A 15,372-nucleotide genomic window follows, 5' to 3' on the forward strand; every position below is an offset into this window, starting at 1 on the left:
ACCAATTATTTATTACTCATACCTACATGAAATTACCTTACGCAGAACCATTTAGAATTAAAATGGTGGAAGAAATACGCCAATCAACCAGAGAAGAAAGAGAAGAATGGCTAAAGAATTCAAAATACAATTTATTCAATTTAAAATCTTCCCAAGTCTATATTGACTTATTAACTGATTCCGGAACTGGAGCCATGAGCGACCAGCAATGGGGTGCCATGATGACCGGAGACGAAAGTTACGCAGGCTCAAAAAGTTTCGAAAAACTACATGAAACCGTCCAAAAAATAACTGGTTACCAATATTTACTCCCAACACACCAAGGTAGAGCTGCCGAAAATGTTTTATTTTCGGTTTTGGTAAAAGATGGTGATGTTATTCCAGGAAACACTCATTTCGACACCACAAAAGGACATATCGAAATTAGAAAAGCCCATGCGGTGGATTGTACTATTGATGAAGCTTTTGATATTGAAGATCCCCATCCTTTTAAAGGCAATATCGATTTAGAAAAACTAGAATTAATTTACCAAACGTATCCCAAAGACCAAATTCCCTTCTGCCTCATTACCATTACGTGTAACTCTTCTGGTGGACAACCTGTTTCCTTAGAAAACATTAAAGCCGTAAAAGAACTGTCAGATCGTTATGGAGTTCCAATTTACTTCGATTCTGCAAGGTTTGCCGAGAATGCTTATTTTATTAAAATAAGAGAAAAAGGTCAAGAAAACAGAACCATTAAAGAAATCGCCAAAGAGGCTTTTTCTTACGGTGTCGGCATGACGATGAGTTCTAAAAAAGATGGCCTCGTTAACATCGGTGGATTTATCGCTTTGAACGATGCAGATATTTTTAAGAAGGCCTCTAATTTTACCATTATATTTGAAGGTTTCATCACATATGGTGGAATGGCGGGCCGAGATATGGCGGCTTTAGCCGTTGGATTGAATGAAGCAACCGAATTTGAATATTTAGAAAGCAGAATTTCACAAGTAGAATATCTCGGAAATAAATTAATTGAATTTGGAATTCCTGTGCAGAAACCAATTGGTGGTCACGCAGTATTCATTGATTCTTTGACATTTTTACCCAATATTCCACGAGAAGAATATCCTGCTCAAACTCTGGCTAACGAGATTTATAAAGAAGCTGGAATTAGAACTGTAGAAATCGGAACGTTACTCGCTGACCGCGATCCTGAAACTCGGGTCAATCGATATCCAAAATTAGAGCTGGTTCGTTTGGCAATTCCACGCAGAACGTACACCAACAATCATATGGATTATATTGCAGCCGCGATTAAAAATGTATTTGACCGCCGGAATGAAATTCAGAAAGGCTATAATATTACTTGGGAATCTGAAATCCTGAGACACTTTACAGTTGAATTAGAAAAAGCCTAAAAGCTAGATTTACTTTAAATAAAAAAAACCTCGGCTTTCGTCGAGGTTTTTGCTTTTTCAGATTCAATCTTTATAGGATCACCGATAGAAGTTAGCGTAAAAAGTTACTGCTCAATATTCACAGCATCAAAACCGATCAATTCTTCCGATTCAAAACTCACATGCAACTCTATCGGATTGCAGCAAACTTCGCAATCCTCTATATACGCTTGGTTAGGAACAGAGGGATCCAAAAGTGCGGAAATTTCTTCCCAACAATAGGGACAAGTATAAAAATGTTCTAACATGAGCTGTGATTAATAAAAGGGATTTTTATTTCTTGGCTATTTCGCTATCTCCGACAAATTCCAGACTTACAGAATTCATGCAGTATCTGGTGCCAGTTGGTGGCGGTCCATCATTGAAGACGTGTCCTAAATGCGAATCGCATCTTTTACAAACGACTTCAGTTCTTTCCATGCCGAACGTAGAATCTCGGTTGTAGGCGGTGCCTTCTTTATCGGCTTCGAAGAAACTCGGCCAGCCACACGTGGACGAAAACTTGGCATCGGAGCGGAATAAATGATTACCACAAACGATGCAGTAATATTCGCCTAATTCATCATACACATTGTATTTACCAGTGCCGGGTCTTTCAGTATCGGCTTCGCGGGCGATAGCGTAGACCTCTGCGGGTAAGATTTTTTTCCATTCAGAATTGGGAACATTCAGTTTCGTACGATCGTTACGGGAGTAGTATGGATTGTTTTTTGTTGTGGGATTGTCCATTGAGGTTGATTTTTCGGGTTGTTTAACTTGAGAACACATTTGCAAAGACATGCAAAATAATATTGAAAGTATGATTTTCATAATGATAATAAAACTTTTTGTTTAATGAAATCGTCTCGATTAAGTTTTGCGAGTCAAATTTAGTACATTTGAAATAATGAACGATACAGAAAAAAAGATACAATTACGGAAATACAAAATGTTTGCCACGGGACTTTTCGTTTTGATGGCAGTTGTTTTTATCGTAACCACCATTTTAGCAAAAAATAATCCCGCGCATTGGATCGGTTATATTCGCGCCTTTTCAGAAGCTGCGATGGTAGGCGCTTTGGCAGACTGGTTTGCGGTTACGGCTCTTTTTAATTATCCACTCGGAATTAAAATCCCGCACACCAATTTAATTGAAAACAGCAAAGAGAGAATTGGGGACAATTTGGGAAACTTCGTGGTTGAAAATTTTCTTTCTCCCCAAAACATTAGACCCTACATTCAAAAAATAAAAGTTTCAAATTTCGTAGGAGATTGGCTCTCCAAAGAGCGCAATCAGGAAACGCTAACTAAGGAAGTGTCTAATATTGTTTTAGATATTTTGAATAAACTTGATGATACAGCCGTCGTAACTTTCATTGGTAAAAAAGCCAAAGAGATGTCTGATGATTTAAAGATTAATCAGATTATCGGGAACGGACTGGAGTATATTCTTGATAAAAAAGATCATCAAAGATTCATCACCAATCTTTCAAAACAAATTAAAGAATATGTCCTGAATAATCAGGAGATGGTGAAGTCGAGAGTGAAAAGTGAAAGTTTCTTCTTAGTTCCGAAGTTTGTTGATGATGGTATTGCCGACAAAATAACGAAAGGTCTTTCCAAATATTTTGAAGAAGTTGAATTGAATGAAGAACATTCTTTACGAAACGAAATAACGCAAAAATTGTATTCCTTCTCGAGCGAAATTAAAACCGATGAAAAATGGGTAGAAGAGTTTCGGGAAATAAAAAACGACTTTTTAAAAGAGGAAAAAATTCATCAATACTCGACTGATATTTGGAAATCGATTAAAAAATCATTGTTGGAAGAATTGGAACATGAAACTTCATCTTTGAAAAAATATTTACAAAGAAATCTTTCCGAACTATCCCAAAATTTAAAAACAGACGAGGTTTTACAAAATAAAATTGATCATTGGATTCAGGTAACTGCATACAAATACATCTTGAAAAACACGCACCAATTTGGAGGTTTAATTAGTTCCACCGTCGGAACTTGGGAAGGAAAGGAGCTCAGTGAAAAGCTGGAGCTTGAAGTCGGAAAAGACTTGCAATTTATTCGTGTAAATGGAACCATCGTGGGTGGCTTGGTTGGATTGATCATATATACGATTAGTAATTTCTTCATTTAAAGTCCTAAGACAATTCTTTTCTCTTTAAAAAAATGAAAAAAGCAAAGCAAAACATACCAACATTAAGTCCAGTTATTTTCAAAAAAAATTATATTCAAAATAATACAGATGAGTTATTAAATGATGAAAATATCTCGGAGTTTTTTATTCATTCTTTCAAAGATGATGATGTGTTGCTTAACTTACCGCTGCCGCCTCATAAAAAAACGGTGAATGATTTTGTTTTTGTTTTCAAGGGTAATATGACAAAAAACTTGGGCATTGAATCATTTAACCTGAAAGAAAATGATTTTCTATTGATCCCTAAGAATAATATCACAACAACAGAATTTGTATCAGATGATTTAGAGGGGTTTTACTGTCATTTTTCTGATGAATTTGTTGGCGCAAATTCGTTTTTAAGAAACATACATTCCCAACCCAACCGTCAGAATTACTTGCATCTTTCAGAAAGTGAAGCATCGATTATAAAAATTTTATTGACTCGTATTGTTCAATTGTATAAAGGCAGAAAAAATAATCAAAATGATTATCGCATCATTCCTTTTTACCTGTCTACGGTGTTCGCCGAATTATTCTTGAGTTTAGATCATCAGGATATTTCATCAAAAAGAAACAGTGATTTATTGATTAACTTTAAAAGTTTAGTTCATCAAAAGTTTAAACAAAATTTAACCATTAAAGAATATGCGTTGCTATTACATATTTCACCAAACCACCTAAACAAAAGGGTTAAGAGCGAAACTGGGAAAACGACTTCTGAAATCATAAAAGAAATTACGGTTCTTGAAGCGAAAGTATTTCTTCTTCAAACCGAGATGACCATAAAAGAAATAAGTAGCGAACTGGGTTTTAATGACGAGTCTTATTTTAGTCGTCTTTTTAGAAATGAAACGAATCATTCTCCTTCCAATTATCGTAAAATGATTGATTTATCCTAAATTAAGCAGAAATCGTCCTCGATATTGATTGAATCGAACTTTAACTTTGCAGAAAATTAAATCAGATGAACCATTTTAAATTCAAGCAGATCTTCTTACTGCTTGCAATCAGCGGAACGTTCTTCGTTTCATGTACAAAAACTCAAAAAAACGAAGCGACAGAGGAAGCACCGATTGTTGCGAATACTGAAGATCTTTCGAAACAGGATACCATAAAAATCACCCTGAATTCGAATGATAAAATGCAATACGATTTATCAGAGATTGATGTTTATGAAGGGCAAACTGTGATTTTAACATTGCACCACAAGGGCACGATGCCTAAGGCAGCAATGGGACACAATTTTGTACTTTTGACCCAAGGAACAGAAATTTCTACATTTGCCAACGACGCCGTAAAAGCCAGTGACAATGGCTACATCCCAACCGACAAGACCAATATTATCGCAAATACCGAACTGATTGGTGGTGGCGAAACTACGGAAGTAACTTTCAACGCACCAATAAAAGGAACTTATGATTTCCTGTGTTCATTCCCGGGACACTACTCGATTATGAAAGGTAAATTCAACGTTAAATAGTTTTTCAACAATGTATAATATCCTCAAAGAATCCCATAATGGAATTGGTATGTTTTTACTTTTCCTATTATTCATCATCATCTTATTTTTATTTGTTAAATTTTTATTCAAAAATCCTTTCAATAAATCTGCAAAAATTGCTGCCTTAATTGGATTGATTACGGTTCACCTACAAATACTCGTTGGTTTTGCACTTTATTTTTTATCACCTTTAGGAATATCAAATTTTTCCGGAGAATCGATGGGTCATCCCATATCGAGGTTCTATATTGTAGAACACCCAGTCGGAATGATCTTGGCGGCAATTCTAATTACAGTCGGTTATCGATTATCAAAGAAAACCACCTTAAGCGATAAAGCGAAATATGCCAGAATACTCATTTATTACACGATTGGATTTGCAATTATTGCCTATTTAATTCCGTGGTTTTTATGGTCGTAATTTGATGAAATATAAATTTAAAATGTTTTTAGATAGATGAGAGATACCATGTTAATTCTTCACCTTATTGGTTTAGCCATGGGTTTGGGAACGAGTTTCGCGCATGCATTTTTAGCCAATACGCTATCGAAATTGGAACCGAGAGAAGCAGCAAAATTTAGAACACACAGCAAAGGATTAAGTCAAATGGGAACAGTCGGAACGGTGCTTTTACTTGTTTCCGGAATCTATCTTTTAATTCCATTTTGGCCTGTCATCACAACATTGCCACTCTTAGTTTTAAAATTAGTTCTATTTGTAATTCTGGTTGTCTTGATATTTTTCATCAATCAAGGAGCAAGAAATAATTATCATAATCAAGATGTGGGAAATTTAAAAAGAATAGAATTGATGGGAAAATTCGCCATGGTTATAGGAGTTACGATTGTTATCTTGGCGGTTAATGTATTCGAGTAAACTTGATGATCTTTATTTGCAGACTTAACCTCAATCTATAAACCTTCTAAAATTTTCTTATTAATGTTCGCGATTAATTCTGGTCCTTCATAAATAAATCCCGTGTAAAGTTGCACTAAACTTGCGCCGGCTTCCAGTTTTTCTAAAGCATCTTCCGCCGAATGAATTCCACCAACACCAATTATTGGAAACGCTTTCCCACTTTTTTCAGCTAGGAACCGAATGACTTCTGTAGATCTGTTCGTTAAAGGTTTTCCCGAAAGTCCACCAGTTTCTTTTTTATTCTCTGAATTTAAGTTCTCTCTGGAGAGCGTCGTGTTCGTTGCAATAACGCCTGCAATTTGCGTTTCTTTAATAATATCAATAATATCTAAAAGTTGACTGTCCGTTAAATCCGGCGCAATTTTTAAAAGAATCGGTTTCGGATTTTTCTTTGTCAAATTTAATTCTTGCAAAGTTCCGAGTAATTTTGTCAAAGGTTCTTTATCCTGAAGTTCCCGCAGATTTGGCGTATTCGGTGAACTGACATTCACAACGAAATAATCAACGTGGTCGAATAATTTTTCAAAACAAATGATATAATCTTTGACCGCATCTTCGTTGGGTGTGATTTTATTCTTTCCAATATTTCCACCGATGAGGACGTTTTTATTTTTTTTCAACCTTTCCACGGCAGCATCTGCGCCGCCATTATTAAAACCCATTCGATTGATAATCGCCGAATCTTCCTTTAAACGAAATAATCTTTTTTTCAAATTTCCATCTTGTGCTTTCGGTGTTAAGGTGCCGATTTCTATAAAGCCGAATCCCAAATCTGAAAGTTCGTTGAACATTTTTGCATCCTTGTCAAATCCTGCTGCTAACCCAACTGGATTTTTAAATTTCAAGCCAAAAACCTCTCTTTCTAATCTTTTATCTTCAATTGGTTTCGGAAGAAAAATTTTTGTTAAAAATGGAAAATTCTTTAATAATGAAAAAGTAAAATAATGAACTTCTTCAGGATCAAATTTAAAAAATAGAGGACGGATAATTGATTTATACATGGGAAAATAGCTTGGTTACAAAAATACGCAAATTAGCACGCGAGCCGAAAACCTTTCTATAATTTATTTTAACGAACTTTTTTTTTAACCGTTATATTTGAATTTTATTTACATTCGCAACAGTTAAATAATAACGATCCAATTTGCAGCTTAATTTTGAACGATGTGGAATAATAAACTTAATATTTTTTCTTTTTACACCAGCCTGATCGCTTTGGGCATTATGATCATCGAAGCTGGATTTTTCACAGAGTTTCTTTATCGGAGCCAAATTATTTACTTTTATGATTTCAGTTTTATCCTCACGCTAGCCAATATTTTCTATTATAATTTTTATAAAAGGAACAATGCTTTAAAGAAAATCTGGCCTTTAGAAATCATTGTCACTTTTCTGGTCATTATTTATTATCTCGCCAGATTCGAATATAATTTTTTCGAAACCAGAAACTTTCAGTTTTTCAACGTAAGGCTTTTATATGTTTTGATTATCCTGTGTTTCATTCGGGATTTTTCGAGTTTGCGCATTAATTTCAAAAGAACTTTTATAAATCCCGCCCAGCTTTTTATATTGAGTTTTCTTTCCATTATTTTATTGGGAGCCGCATTTCTGATGATGCCTAATGCTACTGTTAATGGAATTAAACCTTTAGACGCGCTCTTCACTGCCACCAGCGCAGTTTGCGTAACAGGACTGATTGTATTGGACACCTCAAAGGATTTTACGCTCTTTGGAAAGTTAATTATCATTACGCTCATTCAGATAGGTGGCCTGGGAATTATGACTTTCGCGAGCTATTTCAGCTACTTTTTCCGGGGCGGAGCTTCCTACGAAAACCAAATCAGTTTGGGAGAAATTACCAGTTCGGAAAAGTTAGGAGACGTTTTCAATACCCTTAAAAGAATTATAATCATTACCGCGACCATCGAAGCTTTGGGCGCGATTATTATTTATTCGACTCTAGATCTTTCTTTATTGGGAGATTCAATTAACAAAGGAATTTTCTTCGCCATATTTCATGCCATCTCGGCTTTTTGTAATGCCGGTTTTTCCACGCTGAGCGGTAATTTATATGAACCTGGCTATAAATTTAATTATGGCTTGCATCTCATTGTGGCCACTTTATTTATTTTCGGCGGACTCGGATTTCCTATTGTTTATAATGTGTACAAGTATGTAAAACATTTGATCAGAAATTTTTTCCAGTCTTTCTTTACCAGAGAAAAATTTCAGTATGTGCCGTGGGTTATCAATTTAAATTCCAGAATTATCCTTGCAACTACTTTTTTTCTTTTGGTTTTTGGGACCGTGATGATCTACTTTTTTGAGCACGATGGCGCGTTGAAAAACCACTCCACTTTGGGTGCGTGGATAGAAGCTTTTTTCATCTCTGCCAATAACAGAACAGCAGGTTTTAATACCGTAGATGTTGCTTTAATTTCTGCTCCGACCTTAATGATTTGTATGTTTTTAATGTGGGTTGGTGCCTCTCCTGCGTCAACTGGTGGTGGTATTAAAACAAGTACATTTGCCATTGCTACTTTAAATATCATCAGTTTGGCTAAAGGCAAAAGACGAACTGAAATTTTTCGGCGGGAGATTGGTGAACATTCTGTTAGAAGAGCTTTTGCGATTATCGCACTGTCGCTGGTGGTTCTCGGGACTGGAATCTTTTTACTGGTTATCGTAGAACCCGATAAAGATTTGATGAGCCTGGCTTTCGAAGCCTTCTCTGCTTATTCCACCGTCGGACTAAGTATCAACATTACACCTTCACTTTCGCCGGCGGGGAAATTTGTTATTATTGCTATCATGTTTATCGGACGTGTAAGTATGTTTTTTCTCTTAATCGCAGTGATGAAGAGAGAGAAGTATTACAATTACAGATATCCGAAAGAAGAAATTCTAATTAATTAAAATCAAAAAAAATGAAATATATCGTCATCGGTCTGGGGAATTTTGGACTTTCTTTAGCCGAAAAATTAACCAAATTAGGCAACGAAGTAATTGGCATTGATAATAGCATGGCCAAAGTGGAAGCTGTGAAAGAGAAAATCTCCCATTCCATCCGTATGGATGCGACGGACGAATATACGATGAGTGGTTTGCCATTTAAAGACACCGATGTTGTAATTATCGCCATTGGCGAAGATACTGGCGCTAACATTATGGCCACGGCAATGGTGAAAAAACTACATCCCAATCGGATTATCAGTCGGGCAATTACGCCAATTCATGAAACCATTTTAGAAGCGATGGATGTGGAAACTATTATTCACCCCGAAGAAGAAAGTGCCGAACGCTGGGCGAAAAAATTATCGCTTAAAGGAATGGTGGATTCTTTTGAACTCAGCATCAATTACAGTATTGTCGAAATTGCAATTCCGGATAAATTAGTTGGGAAAACCATTGAAGGAGCTGGTTTCAGGAATAACTACAATTTGGTTTGTGTTTCTATTATTAAAAAAATAGCAGAGAAAAATCTCTTCGGAAAAACAAAACGAATTAATAAAATACAAGGAGTTGTGACGACCGATACCGTTTTAGAAAGTGCCGACATCTTGGTCATCTACGGTGAAAATGAGGACATTAAAAAGTTCATTAAAGAAAATTAATTACTTTATAAAATTATATTCATTATTTCCCTAAAATTATTACTTTAGCAAAAAAAATATATGAAAAAAGTTCTCTTTTTAGGGTTGGTATTTTGTTTTCAAAGTATCTTTTCCCAAGTAAGTCTATCTGGAAACAAATTAGTAAAAGACGGCCAGACTTACAAATTCTCTCAATATGAACAAGTATTCTCAAAGGCTGAAGCTATCGAATATTTTAAAAAAGGAAGATCTAACAAAACCGCGGGTGATGTTATTTCAAGTATTGGTGGTTTTGGACTGGGCTTGAGCCTCGGTCTCATTATAAGTTCTCCTAAAGACCAAAATGTAAGTACTCCTAATGGTCCTGCAAATGTAAAAACTGACAATAGCGCGAGATGGGCTGTCTTAGGGGCTAGTGCTGGTGTTGCCTTAGCTTCGATTCCTTTTTACTTAGGTGCAAAGAAAAACTTTGATAAAGCGATTCAAACGGAGAACGGCGAATCAACCGCTTTTCAACCTTATTTTAAATTAGAAAATGCTGGAACAAGTTTGGCGCTGAGTTATAATTTTTAATTAGATTTCAATTAATAATAACAAAGACGGAAAGTGATTTCTGTCTTTTCTTTTTAGCTAAACTTTATTAAACAACCAAATCTAAAATAGCCCTGATCAAAACGGCATCCTTTTTTATTTTTCAGCTCGGGAAATGCACGGCGGAAAATAAAAAAGATAAAGGACTTCGATAAGCTCAGGATAAATTCCACGAAGGTTTCTGGCTCTTAAAAATTAGTTTTAAATTCCTTATTTTTGCACAAATTCTAAACAACAATGGCTAAACAAGAAGATGTTTTCAAAAAATTGATTTCGCACGCGAAAGAATATGGTTTTATTTTTCCTTCAAGTGAAATTTACGACGGTCTTTCGGCGATTTACGATTATGGACAAAATGGAGCGGAACTGAAAAACAACATCAAGCAATATTGGTGGAAAGCAATGGTGCAAATGAACGAAAATATTGTGGGTATTGATTCTGCAATTTTCATGCATCCTACCATTTGGAAAGCTTCAGGCCACGTTGATGCTTTTAATGATCCTTTAATTGATAATAAAGATTCGAAAAAACGTTTCAGAGCTGATGTTTTAATTGAAGACTACTGTGCGAAATTAGAAGATAAAGCAGATAAAGAAATTGAAAAAGCTGCCAAAAGATTTGGTGACGCGTTCGATAAAAATGAATTTGAAAGCACGAATACACGCGTTTTAGAATATCGAGAAAAACAGAAAACAATTCTGTCGAGAATGGCACAGTCTCTTGAAAAAGAAGATTTGGCCGATGTGAAAGCCTTAATTGAGGAATTAGAAATATCTGATCCTGACACAGGTTCTAAAAACTGGACGGATGTTCGTCAGTTCAACTTAATGTTCGGAACAAAATTAGGCGCATCTGCGGATTCTGCAACCGATTTATATTTGAGACCAGAAACAGCGCAGGGAATTTTTGTGAACTTCTTAAATGTACAGAAAACTTCCCGACTTAAATTACCATTTGGAATTGCTCAAATCGGAAAAGCTTTTAGAAACGAGATTGTTGCAAGACAGTTTATTTTCAGAATGCGCGAATTCGAACAGATGGAAATGCAATATTTTGTACCTCCAGGAACCGAACTTGATTTTTACGAAACCTGGAAAGAGAAACGTTTGAACTGGCATTTATCTTTAGGTTTAGGCGCAGAAAATTACAGGTTTCATGATCATGAAAAACTGGCGCATTATGCAAACGCCGCGACAGATATTGAATTTAAGTTCCCATTTGGATTTAAGGAATTAGAAGGAATTCACTCCCGAACAGATTTCGATTTAAAGGCACATGAGCAACATTCTGGTCGTAAATTACAGTATTTCGATTCCGAAAGAAATGAAAACTATATTCCTTTCGTGGTAGAAACTTCGGTTGGTTTAGACCGTTTATTCTTGGCAATTTTTGCAAACTGTTTAAAAGATGAGGTTTTAGAAGATGGCTCAGAAAGAACAGTTCTTTCTCTTCCACCATCTTTGGCTCCCGTTAAAGCAGCGATTTTACCTTTAATGAAAAAAGATGGTTTGGGCGAATATGGTGAGAAAATATTTAATGATTTGAAGTATGATTTCAACATGATTTATGAAGACAAAGACAGCATCGGAAAACGGTACAGACGTCAGGATGCGATTGGAACGCCTTTCTGTATTACGGTTGACCACGATTCTTTAACTGACAACACCGTAACTTTAAGAGACAGAGATACGATGAAACAGGAAAGAGTTTCAGTTGCGGATTTGCGCAGAATTATCGACGAGAAAACAAATTTCAGAAATTTACTTTCTAAGATTTAACAGAATTCTGATGACCAATTTTCTCCGTGCTGGAATATGCCTTATTTTCGGACTAATCATTTCTTGCTCTTCAAGAGACGAGGAGCAAGAAAACATTTTAGTTGTACCTAGAACAATTACCTCAAAATCATCTTCAGGAGAAAGCTCTTCAGCGTATCATTATATTGATGGAAATAAACTCGCACGAGTGGTGAGTAGTAATAGAACAAAAGTAGAAAGTTTTTATACCAACAAGTTTATTACAAAGACGATTTCGTACAATGAATTAGGCGAAATTAGCGCTACTAATAATTACGAATACGCCAATAATAAACTTTCTAAAGTAAATACGAACATTGGGATTTTAAATTACAATATCTATTACACTTGGATCGATAGCAATCACGTTTCCATTGAGGATGATAAAACAAGATCTGTCGGTTCTATAGATAAAACTGAAGTTTATTTAAGTAATGGTAATGTTGTAAAAACAACAAGACATCTGCACATTCCAAATTATTATACAATTGATGAAGTGAATATTGTAGAAGATGATGTAAAAAGTAACCCATTTAAAAATGTAGAAGGATTTTCCTTAATTGCTTTTGACATTAAAACAAATCTTTTTTATCAATCCAATAACATAACAAAAATAACAACTACAAGAACAGGAACTATTGATGGTGAACCAATGGCTGAAACTTATTTCAAAGTTTTTAATCATTCTTTTAACTCCCAAATGTTTCCACTAAACTATACTGTAAATGATTCTTTTGGAAATTCCTATACCTACGAATTTACTTATTAACGATAATTAAAATTTCCATATTTAAAATTCGAGTTTAAAAAAATATTTTTAATGAAAAGTTCTGGAGAAATCTGGAACTTTTTTGTAGTGATAAAAACTACCATTAATAATCCTAAATTTGTCTTAAACATTTTCGCATGCTGAAAAAAATAGTAAAAGGAATACTTGTCGGGATCGCCGCCTTAATTGCGCTGGCTTACACTTTTGGATATGATTATTTATTTAAGGGAATCCGAGAAACGTACCTGCGTGGTGAAGCAGGTTCTTCCATTGATGACGGCACCTATTTCAAATCACACACCATTGCTAAAGGAAATACTATTCCGTGGGTGAAAGATTCAATTTACAATAAAAAAACTTTACCGAAAAACCTCGTTGACGAATTGAAACAGACGAAAACAGCTTCCCTTCTCGTCATCAAAAATGGAAAATTAGTTCATGAAGAATATTGGGACGGTTACAATCAGAATTCTAAAACCAATTCTTTCTCTATGGCCAAAGCGATCACGGTCATGCTGGTCGGAAAAGCCATCGAACAGAAAAAAATTAAAAGCATCGACGAGAAGTTTGCCGACTTCTTTCAAAATTACAATAACGTAGAATTCGGAAAATATTTAACGCTCGCTGATTTAGCACAAATGGAAGCCGGTTTAAATTGGAAGGAAGATTACAACAATCCTTTTCTGCCCAACGCAAAAGCTTATTACGGAAAATCTTTAGAAGAAGCTGTTTTGTTAAGAGGTTTCAAAGCTAAGCCTGGGACCAACTTCGAGTATCAGTCGGGAGCTACACAGCTTTTAGGTTTCGCTTTGCGTAAATCCCTCGATAAAACTATTGCAGAATATGCTTCAGAAACTTTGTGGCAACTCTTAGGTATGGAACAAAATGCAGAGTGGAACACCGATGATTTCGGCATGGAAAAAACGTTTTGTTGCATCAATTCTAATTCCAGAGATTTTGCGAAATTAGGCCAACTACTTTTAAATGACGGACAGTTTGATGGCAAGCAAATCCTTAATTCAAATTTTATCCAAGAGATGCGGACGCCGACAAAATTGTCGAAAGGAGCTTATGGATTGGGACTTTGGATCAATGAAGATGTTGCAATTAAACATTATTATTTTCGAGGCTTGTACGGACAATATATTATCATGATTCCTGAAAAACAAATGGTTATCGTTCGTACCGGAATGAATAAAAATGAAACTTTAGATGGTAAAAGTAGGCCAAAAGAAGTAGATTTCCTGGTGAATGAAGTCGTCAACCATTTCAATTAAAACCATTTGCTTTATCTATCTGTTTACGGCTTCTGTGACAATAATTCAATTTAAAATTCCGTAAATTTGAAGTATTCTAAATAAGCATTATGTTCGACATTCAAAATATTCGCAGTCAATTTCCTATTCTTTCTCAAACCGTTAATGGTAAGCCTTTGGTTTATCTAGATAACGGCGCAACGTCTCAAAAACCGATTTCAGTTATTGAAAGCTGGGAAAAGTATTACAAAGAGATCAACGCTAATGTTCATCGTGGGATTCACACTTTGAGTCAATTGGCGACCGAAGAAATGGAAGTGGCTCGTAGAAAAGTTCAGAAATTCCTTAATGCTAAAAATGATTTTGAAGTTATTTTTACCAAAGGAACAACGGAAGGAATTAACCTCATCGCTTATGCGATTACGAATTTGATTAAGAAAGATGATGAGATTATTATTTCTTATTTAGAACACCACTCGAACATCGTTCCGTGGCAAATGTTGTGTGAACGAACGGGTGCAAAATTGAAAGTAATTCCGATGGACGAAAACGGAATTCTGCAACTCGACTTTTTAGATGAACATTTAAATGACAAGACGAAGATCGTTTCCTTAAATCAGGTTTCAAATGCTCTTGGAGTTATTAATCCTATTGAAGAAATTATTGCTAAAACCAGAGCGAATTCGAACGCCATGATCGTGATTGATGGCGCTCAATCGGTGCCTCATTTTAAAATTGATGTTCAGAAGATGGATTGTGATTTCTTCGTCTTTTCTGGACATAAAATGTATGCGCCAATGGGTACAGGAATTTTATATGGTAAAGAAGAAATCCTTAGAAAAATTCAACCTTTCCACGGTGGTGGAGAAATGATTGCAACCTGTTCTTTTGAAAAAACAACTTACGCAGATCTACCGTTTAAGTTCGAAGCTGGAACGCCCAACGTTGGTGGAAATATCGCGTTAGGAGCCGCCGTTGACTTTATGGAAGCAATTGGCCAAGAAAACATTCAGACGCATGAAACTGCTTTGCTTGATTACGCTCAGAAAAAACTATTAGAAATTGAAGGTCTCAAAATCTATGGCGAAAAAGCACACAGAACGGGCGTCGTTTCTTTCAACCTCGAAGGAATAGGAATCGCTTCTGATGTCGGCATGATTCTAGACAAACTCGGAATCGCCGTAAGAACTGGTCACCACTGCACGCAGCCCATTATGGATTATTTTAATATCGCAGGAACCGTTCGGGCAAGTTTTGCGGTCTACAATACTTTCGAAGAAATTGATATTTTAACAGAAGGCGTAAAAAAAGCCCAACGAATGCTGGGCTAA

General features: G+C 35.6%; 16 protein-coding genes. 13 read left to right on the forward strand and 3 right to left on the reverse strand.

The genetic code is table 11. The features are described from left to right. Positions 1-26: 26 nt before the first annotated feature. Positions 27-1,403, forward strand: coding sequence for a tryptophanase TnaA (gene tnaA / locus BMX49_RS01125; protein ID WP_034717851.1), 1,377 nt, complete (start codon positions 27-29; stop codon positions 1,401-1,403). A gap of 104 nt (positions 1,404-1,507) precedes the next feature. Here the strand turns inward: tnaA and BMX49_RS01130 are convergent, their stop codons facing one another. Both BMX49_RS01130 and msrB read right to left on the reverse strand, forming a co-directional pair. Beyond that, positions 1,508-1,690, reverse strand: a complete 183-nt coding sequence (locus BMX49_RS01130) for a CPXCG motif-containing cysteine-rich protein (protein WP_034717853.1) — start codon at positions 1,688-1,690, stop codon at positions 1,508-1,510. 25 nt (positions 1,691-1,715) lie between these two features. Further along, the gene (msrB, locus tag BMX49_RS01135) at positions 1,716-2,252 is read right to left on the reverse strand and encodes a peptide-methionine (R)-S-oxide reductase MsrB (RefSeq protein WP_034717854.1); all 537 of its coding nucleotides are present in this window, start codon (positions 2,250-2,252) and stop codon (positions 1,716-1,718) included. 76 nt (positions 2,253-2,328) lie between these two features. On the opposite strand from msrB, the gene BMX49_RS01140 reads away from it, so the two are divergent. The 5 genes from BMX49_RS01140 to BMX49_RS01160 all read left to right on the forward strand — a co-directional run bounded on the left by BMX49_RS01140 (position 2,329) and on the right by BMX49_RS01160 (position 5,993). Then, positions 2,329-3,573 carry a DUF445 domain-containing protein gene (locus BMX49_RS01140; protein ID WP_034717856.1) on the forward strand — a complete coding sequence of 415 codons (1,245 nt, stop codon included), beginning with the start codon at positions 2,329-2,331 and terminating at the stop codon, positions 3,571-3,573. Between the two features lie 32 nt (positions 3,574-3,605). Further along, positions 3,606-4,514: a helix-turn-helix domain-containing protein gene (locus tag BMX49_RS01145; protein ID WP_051803630.1), complete on the forward strand. Its 909-nt coding sequence runs from the start codon at positions 3,606-3,608 to the stop codon at positions 4,512-4,514. 65 nt (positions 4,515-4,579) lie between these two features. Then, on the forward strand, positions 4,580-5,095 hold the full coding sequence (azu, locus tag BMX49_RS01150) for an azurin (RefSeq protein WP_034717857.1): 516 nt from the start codon (positions 4,580-4,582) through the stop codon (positions 5,093-5,095). Between the two features lie 10 nt (positions 5,096-5,105). Beyond that, entirely contained in the window at positions 5,106-5,537 is a 432-nt protein-coding gene (locus BMX49_RS01155; RefSeq protein ID WP_034717859.1) for a hypothetical protein, read from the forward strand. A 36-nt stretch (positions 5,538-5,573) separates the two neighbouring features. Then, complete coding sequence (locus BMX49_RS01160) at positions 5,574-5,993, forward strand: hypothetical protein (protein WP_034717860.1); 420 nt, start codon at positions 5,574-5,576, stop codon at positions 5,991-5,993. Positions 5,994-6,028: 35 nt separating this feature from the next. Here BMX49_RS01160 and BMX49_RS01165 read toward each other — a convergent pair whose 3' ends face one another. Further along, on the reverse strand, positions 6,029-7,036 hold the full coding sequence (locus BMX49_RS01165; RefSeq protein WP_034717861.1) for a quinone-dependent dihydroorotate dehydrogenase: 1,008 nt from the start codon (positions 7,034-7,036) through the stop codon (positions 6,029-6,031). 163 nt (positions 7,037-7,199) lie between these two features. On the opposite strand from BMX49_RS01165, the gene BMX49_RS01170 reads away from it, so the two are divergent. The 7 genes from BMX49_RS01170 to BMX49_RS01200 all read left to right on the forward strand — a co-directional run bounded on the left by BMX49_RS01170 (position 7,200) and on the right by BMX49_RS01200 (position 15,372). Continuing rightward, positions 7,200-8,951, forward strand: coding sequence for a TrkH family potassium uptake protein (locus BMX49_RS01170; protein ID WP_034717863.1), 1,752 nt, complete (start codon positions 7,200-7,202; stop codon positions 8,949-8,951). Positions 8,952-8,962: 11 nt separating this feature from the next. Then, positions 8,963-9,649 (forward strand): potassium channel family protein, encoded by a 687-nt coding sequence (locus tag BMX49_RS01175; RefSeq protein WP_034717865.1) that lies wholly within the window; start codon positions 8,963-8,965, stop codon positions 9,647-9,649. 60 nt (positions 9,650-9,709) lie between these two features. Then, positions 9,710-10,201 carry a hypothetical protein gene (locus tag BMX49_RS01180; protein ID WP_034717868.1) on the forward strand — a complete coding sequence of 164 codons (492 nt, stop codon included), beginning with the start codon at positions 9,710-9,712 and terminating at the stop codon, positions 10,199-10,201. A 255-nt stretch (positions 10,202-10,456) separates the two neighbouring features. Beyond that, positions 10,457-11,998, forward strand: a complete 1,542-nt coding sequence (locus tag BMX49_RS01185; RefSeq protein ID WP_034717870.1) for a glycine--tRNA ligase — start codon at positions 10,457-10,459, stop codon at positions 11,996-11,998. Between the two features lie 10 nt (positions 11,999-12,008). Continuing rightward, positions 12,009-12,785, forward strand: a complete 777-nt coding sequence (locus BMX49_RS01190) for a hypothetical protein (RefSeq protein ID WP_034717873.1) — start codon at positions 12,009-12,011, stop codon at positions 12,783-12,785. Positions 12,786-12,922: 137 nt separating this feature from the next. Beyond that, positions 12,923-14,062 (forward strand): serine hydrolase domain-containing protein, encoded by a 1,140-nt coding sequence (locus BMX49_RS01195; RefSeq protein WP_034717876.1) that lies wholly within the window; start codon positions 12,923-12,925, stop codon positions 14,060-14,062. Positions 14,063-14,151: 89 nt separating this feature from the next. Further along, positions 14,152-15,372: an aminotransferase class V-fold PLP-dependent enzyme gene (locus BMX49_RS01200; protein WP_034717878.1), complete on the forward strand. Its 1,221-nt coding sequence runs from the start codon at positions 14,152-14,154 to the stop codon at positions 15,370-15,372.

Source organism: Kaistella antarctica (assembly GCF_900109615.1).
GTDB lineage: Bacteria > Bacteroidota > Bacteroidia > Flavobacteriales > Weeksellaceae > Kaistella > Kaistella antarctica.

What these genes read in the sequence shown, in the direction of transcription:
- BMX49_RS01200 (WP_034717878.1), top strand. Translation starts at nt 14,152, where the DNA reads ATGTTCGACATTCAAAATATTCGCAGTCAATTTCCTATTCTTTCTCAA.
- BMX49_RS01165 (WP_034717861.1), bottom strand. Translation starts at nt 7,036, where the DNA reads ATGTATAAATCAATTATCCGTCCTCTATTTTTTAAATTTGATCCTGAA.
- BMX49_RS01185 (WP_034717870.1), top strand. Translation starts at nt 10,457, where the DNA reads ATGGCTAAACAAGAAGATGTTTTCAAAAAATTGATTTCGCACGCGAAA.
- azu (WP_034717857.1), top strand. Translation starts at nt 4,580, where the DNA reads ATGAACCATTTTAAATTCAAGCAGATCTTCTTACTGCTTGCAATCAGC.
- BMX49_RS01130 (WP_034717853.1), bottom strand. Translation starts at nt 1,690, where the DNA reads ATGTTAGAACATTTTTATACTTGTCCCTATTGTTGGGAAGAAATTTCC.
- BMX49_RS01190 (WP_034717873.1), top strand. Translation starts at nt 12,009, where the DNA reads ATGACCAATTTTCTCCGTGCTGGAATATGCCTTATTTTCGGACTAATC.
- BMX49_RS01170 (WP_034717863.1), top strand. Translation starts at nt 7,200, where the DNA reads ATGTGGAATAATAAACTTAATATTTTTTCTTTTTACACCAGCCTGATC.
- BMX49_RS01160 (WP_034717860.1), top strand. Translation starts at nt 5,574, where the DNA reads ATGAGAGATACCATGTTAATTCTTCACCTTATTGGTTTAGCCATGGGT.
- BMX49_RS01155 (WP_034717859.1), top strand. Translation starts at nt 5,106, where the DNA reads ATGTATAATATCCTCAAAGAATCCCATAATGGAATTGGTATGTTTTTA.
- BMX49_RS01145 (WP_051803630.1), top strand. Translation starts at nt 3,606, where the DNA reads ATGAAAAAAGCAAAGCAAAACATACCAACATTAAGTCCAGTTATTTTC.
- BMX49_RS01180 (WP_034717868.1), top strand. Translation starts at nt 9,710, where the DNA reads ATGAAAAAAGTTCTCTTTTTAGGGTTGGTATTTTGTTTTCAAAGTATC.
- msrB (WP_034717854.1), bottom strand. Translation starts at nt 2,252, where the DNA reads ATGAAAATCATACTTTCAATATTATTTTGCATGTCTTTGCAAATGTGT.
- BMX49_RS01140 (WP_034717856.1), top strand. Translation starts at nt 2,329, where the DNA reads ATGAACGATACAGAAAAAAAGATACAATTACGGAAATACAAAATGTTT.
- tnaA (WP_034717851.1), top strand. Translation starts at nt 27, where the DNA reads ATGAAATTACCTTACGCAGAACCATTTAGAATTAAAATGGTGGAAGAA.
- BMX49_RS01195 (WP_034717876.1), top strand. Translation starts at nt 12,923, where the DNA reads ATGCTGAAAAAAATAGTAAAAGGAATACTTGTCGGGATCGCCGCCTTA.
- BMX49_RS01175 (WP_034717865.1), top strand. Translation starts at nt 8,963, where the DNA reads ATGAAATATATCGTCATCGGTCTGGGGAATTTTGGACTTTCTTTAGCC.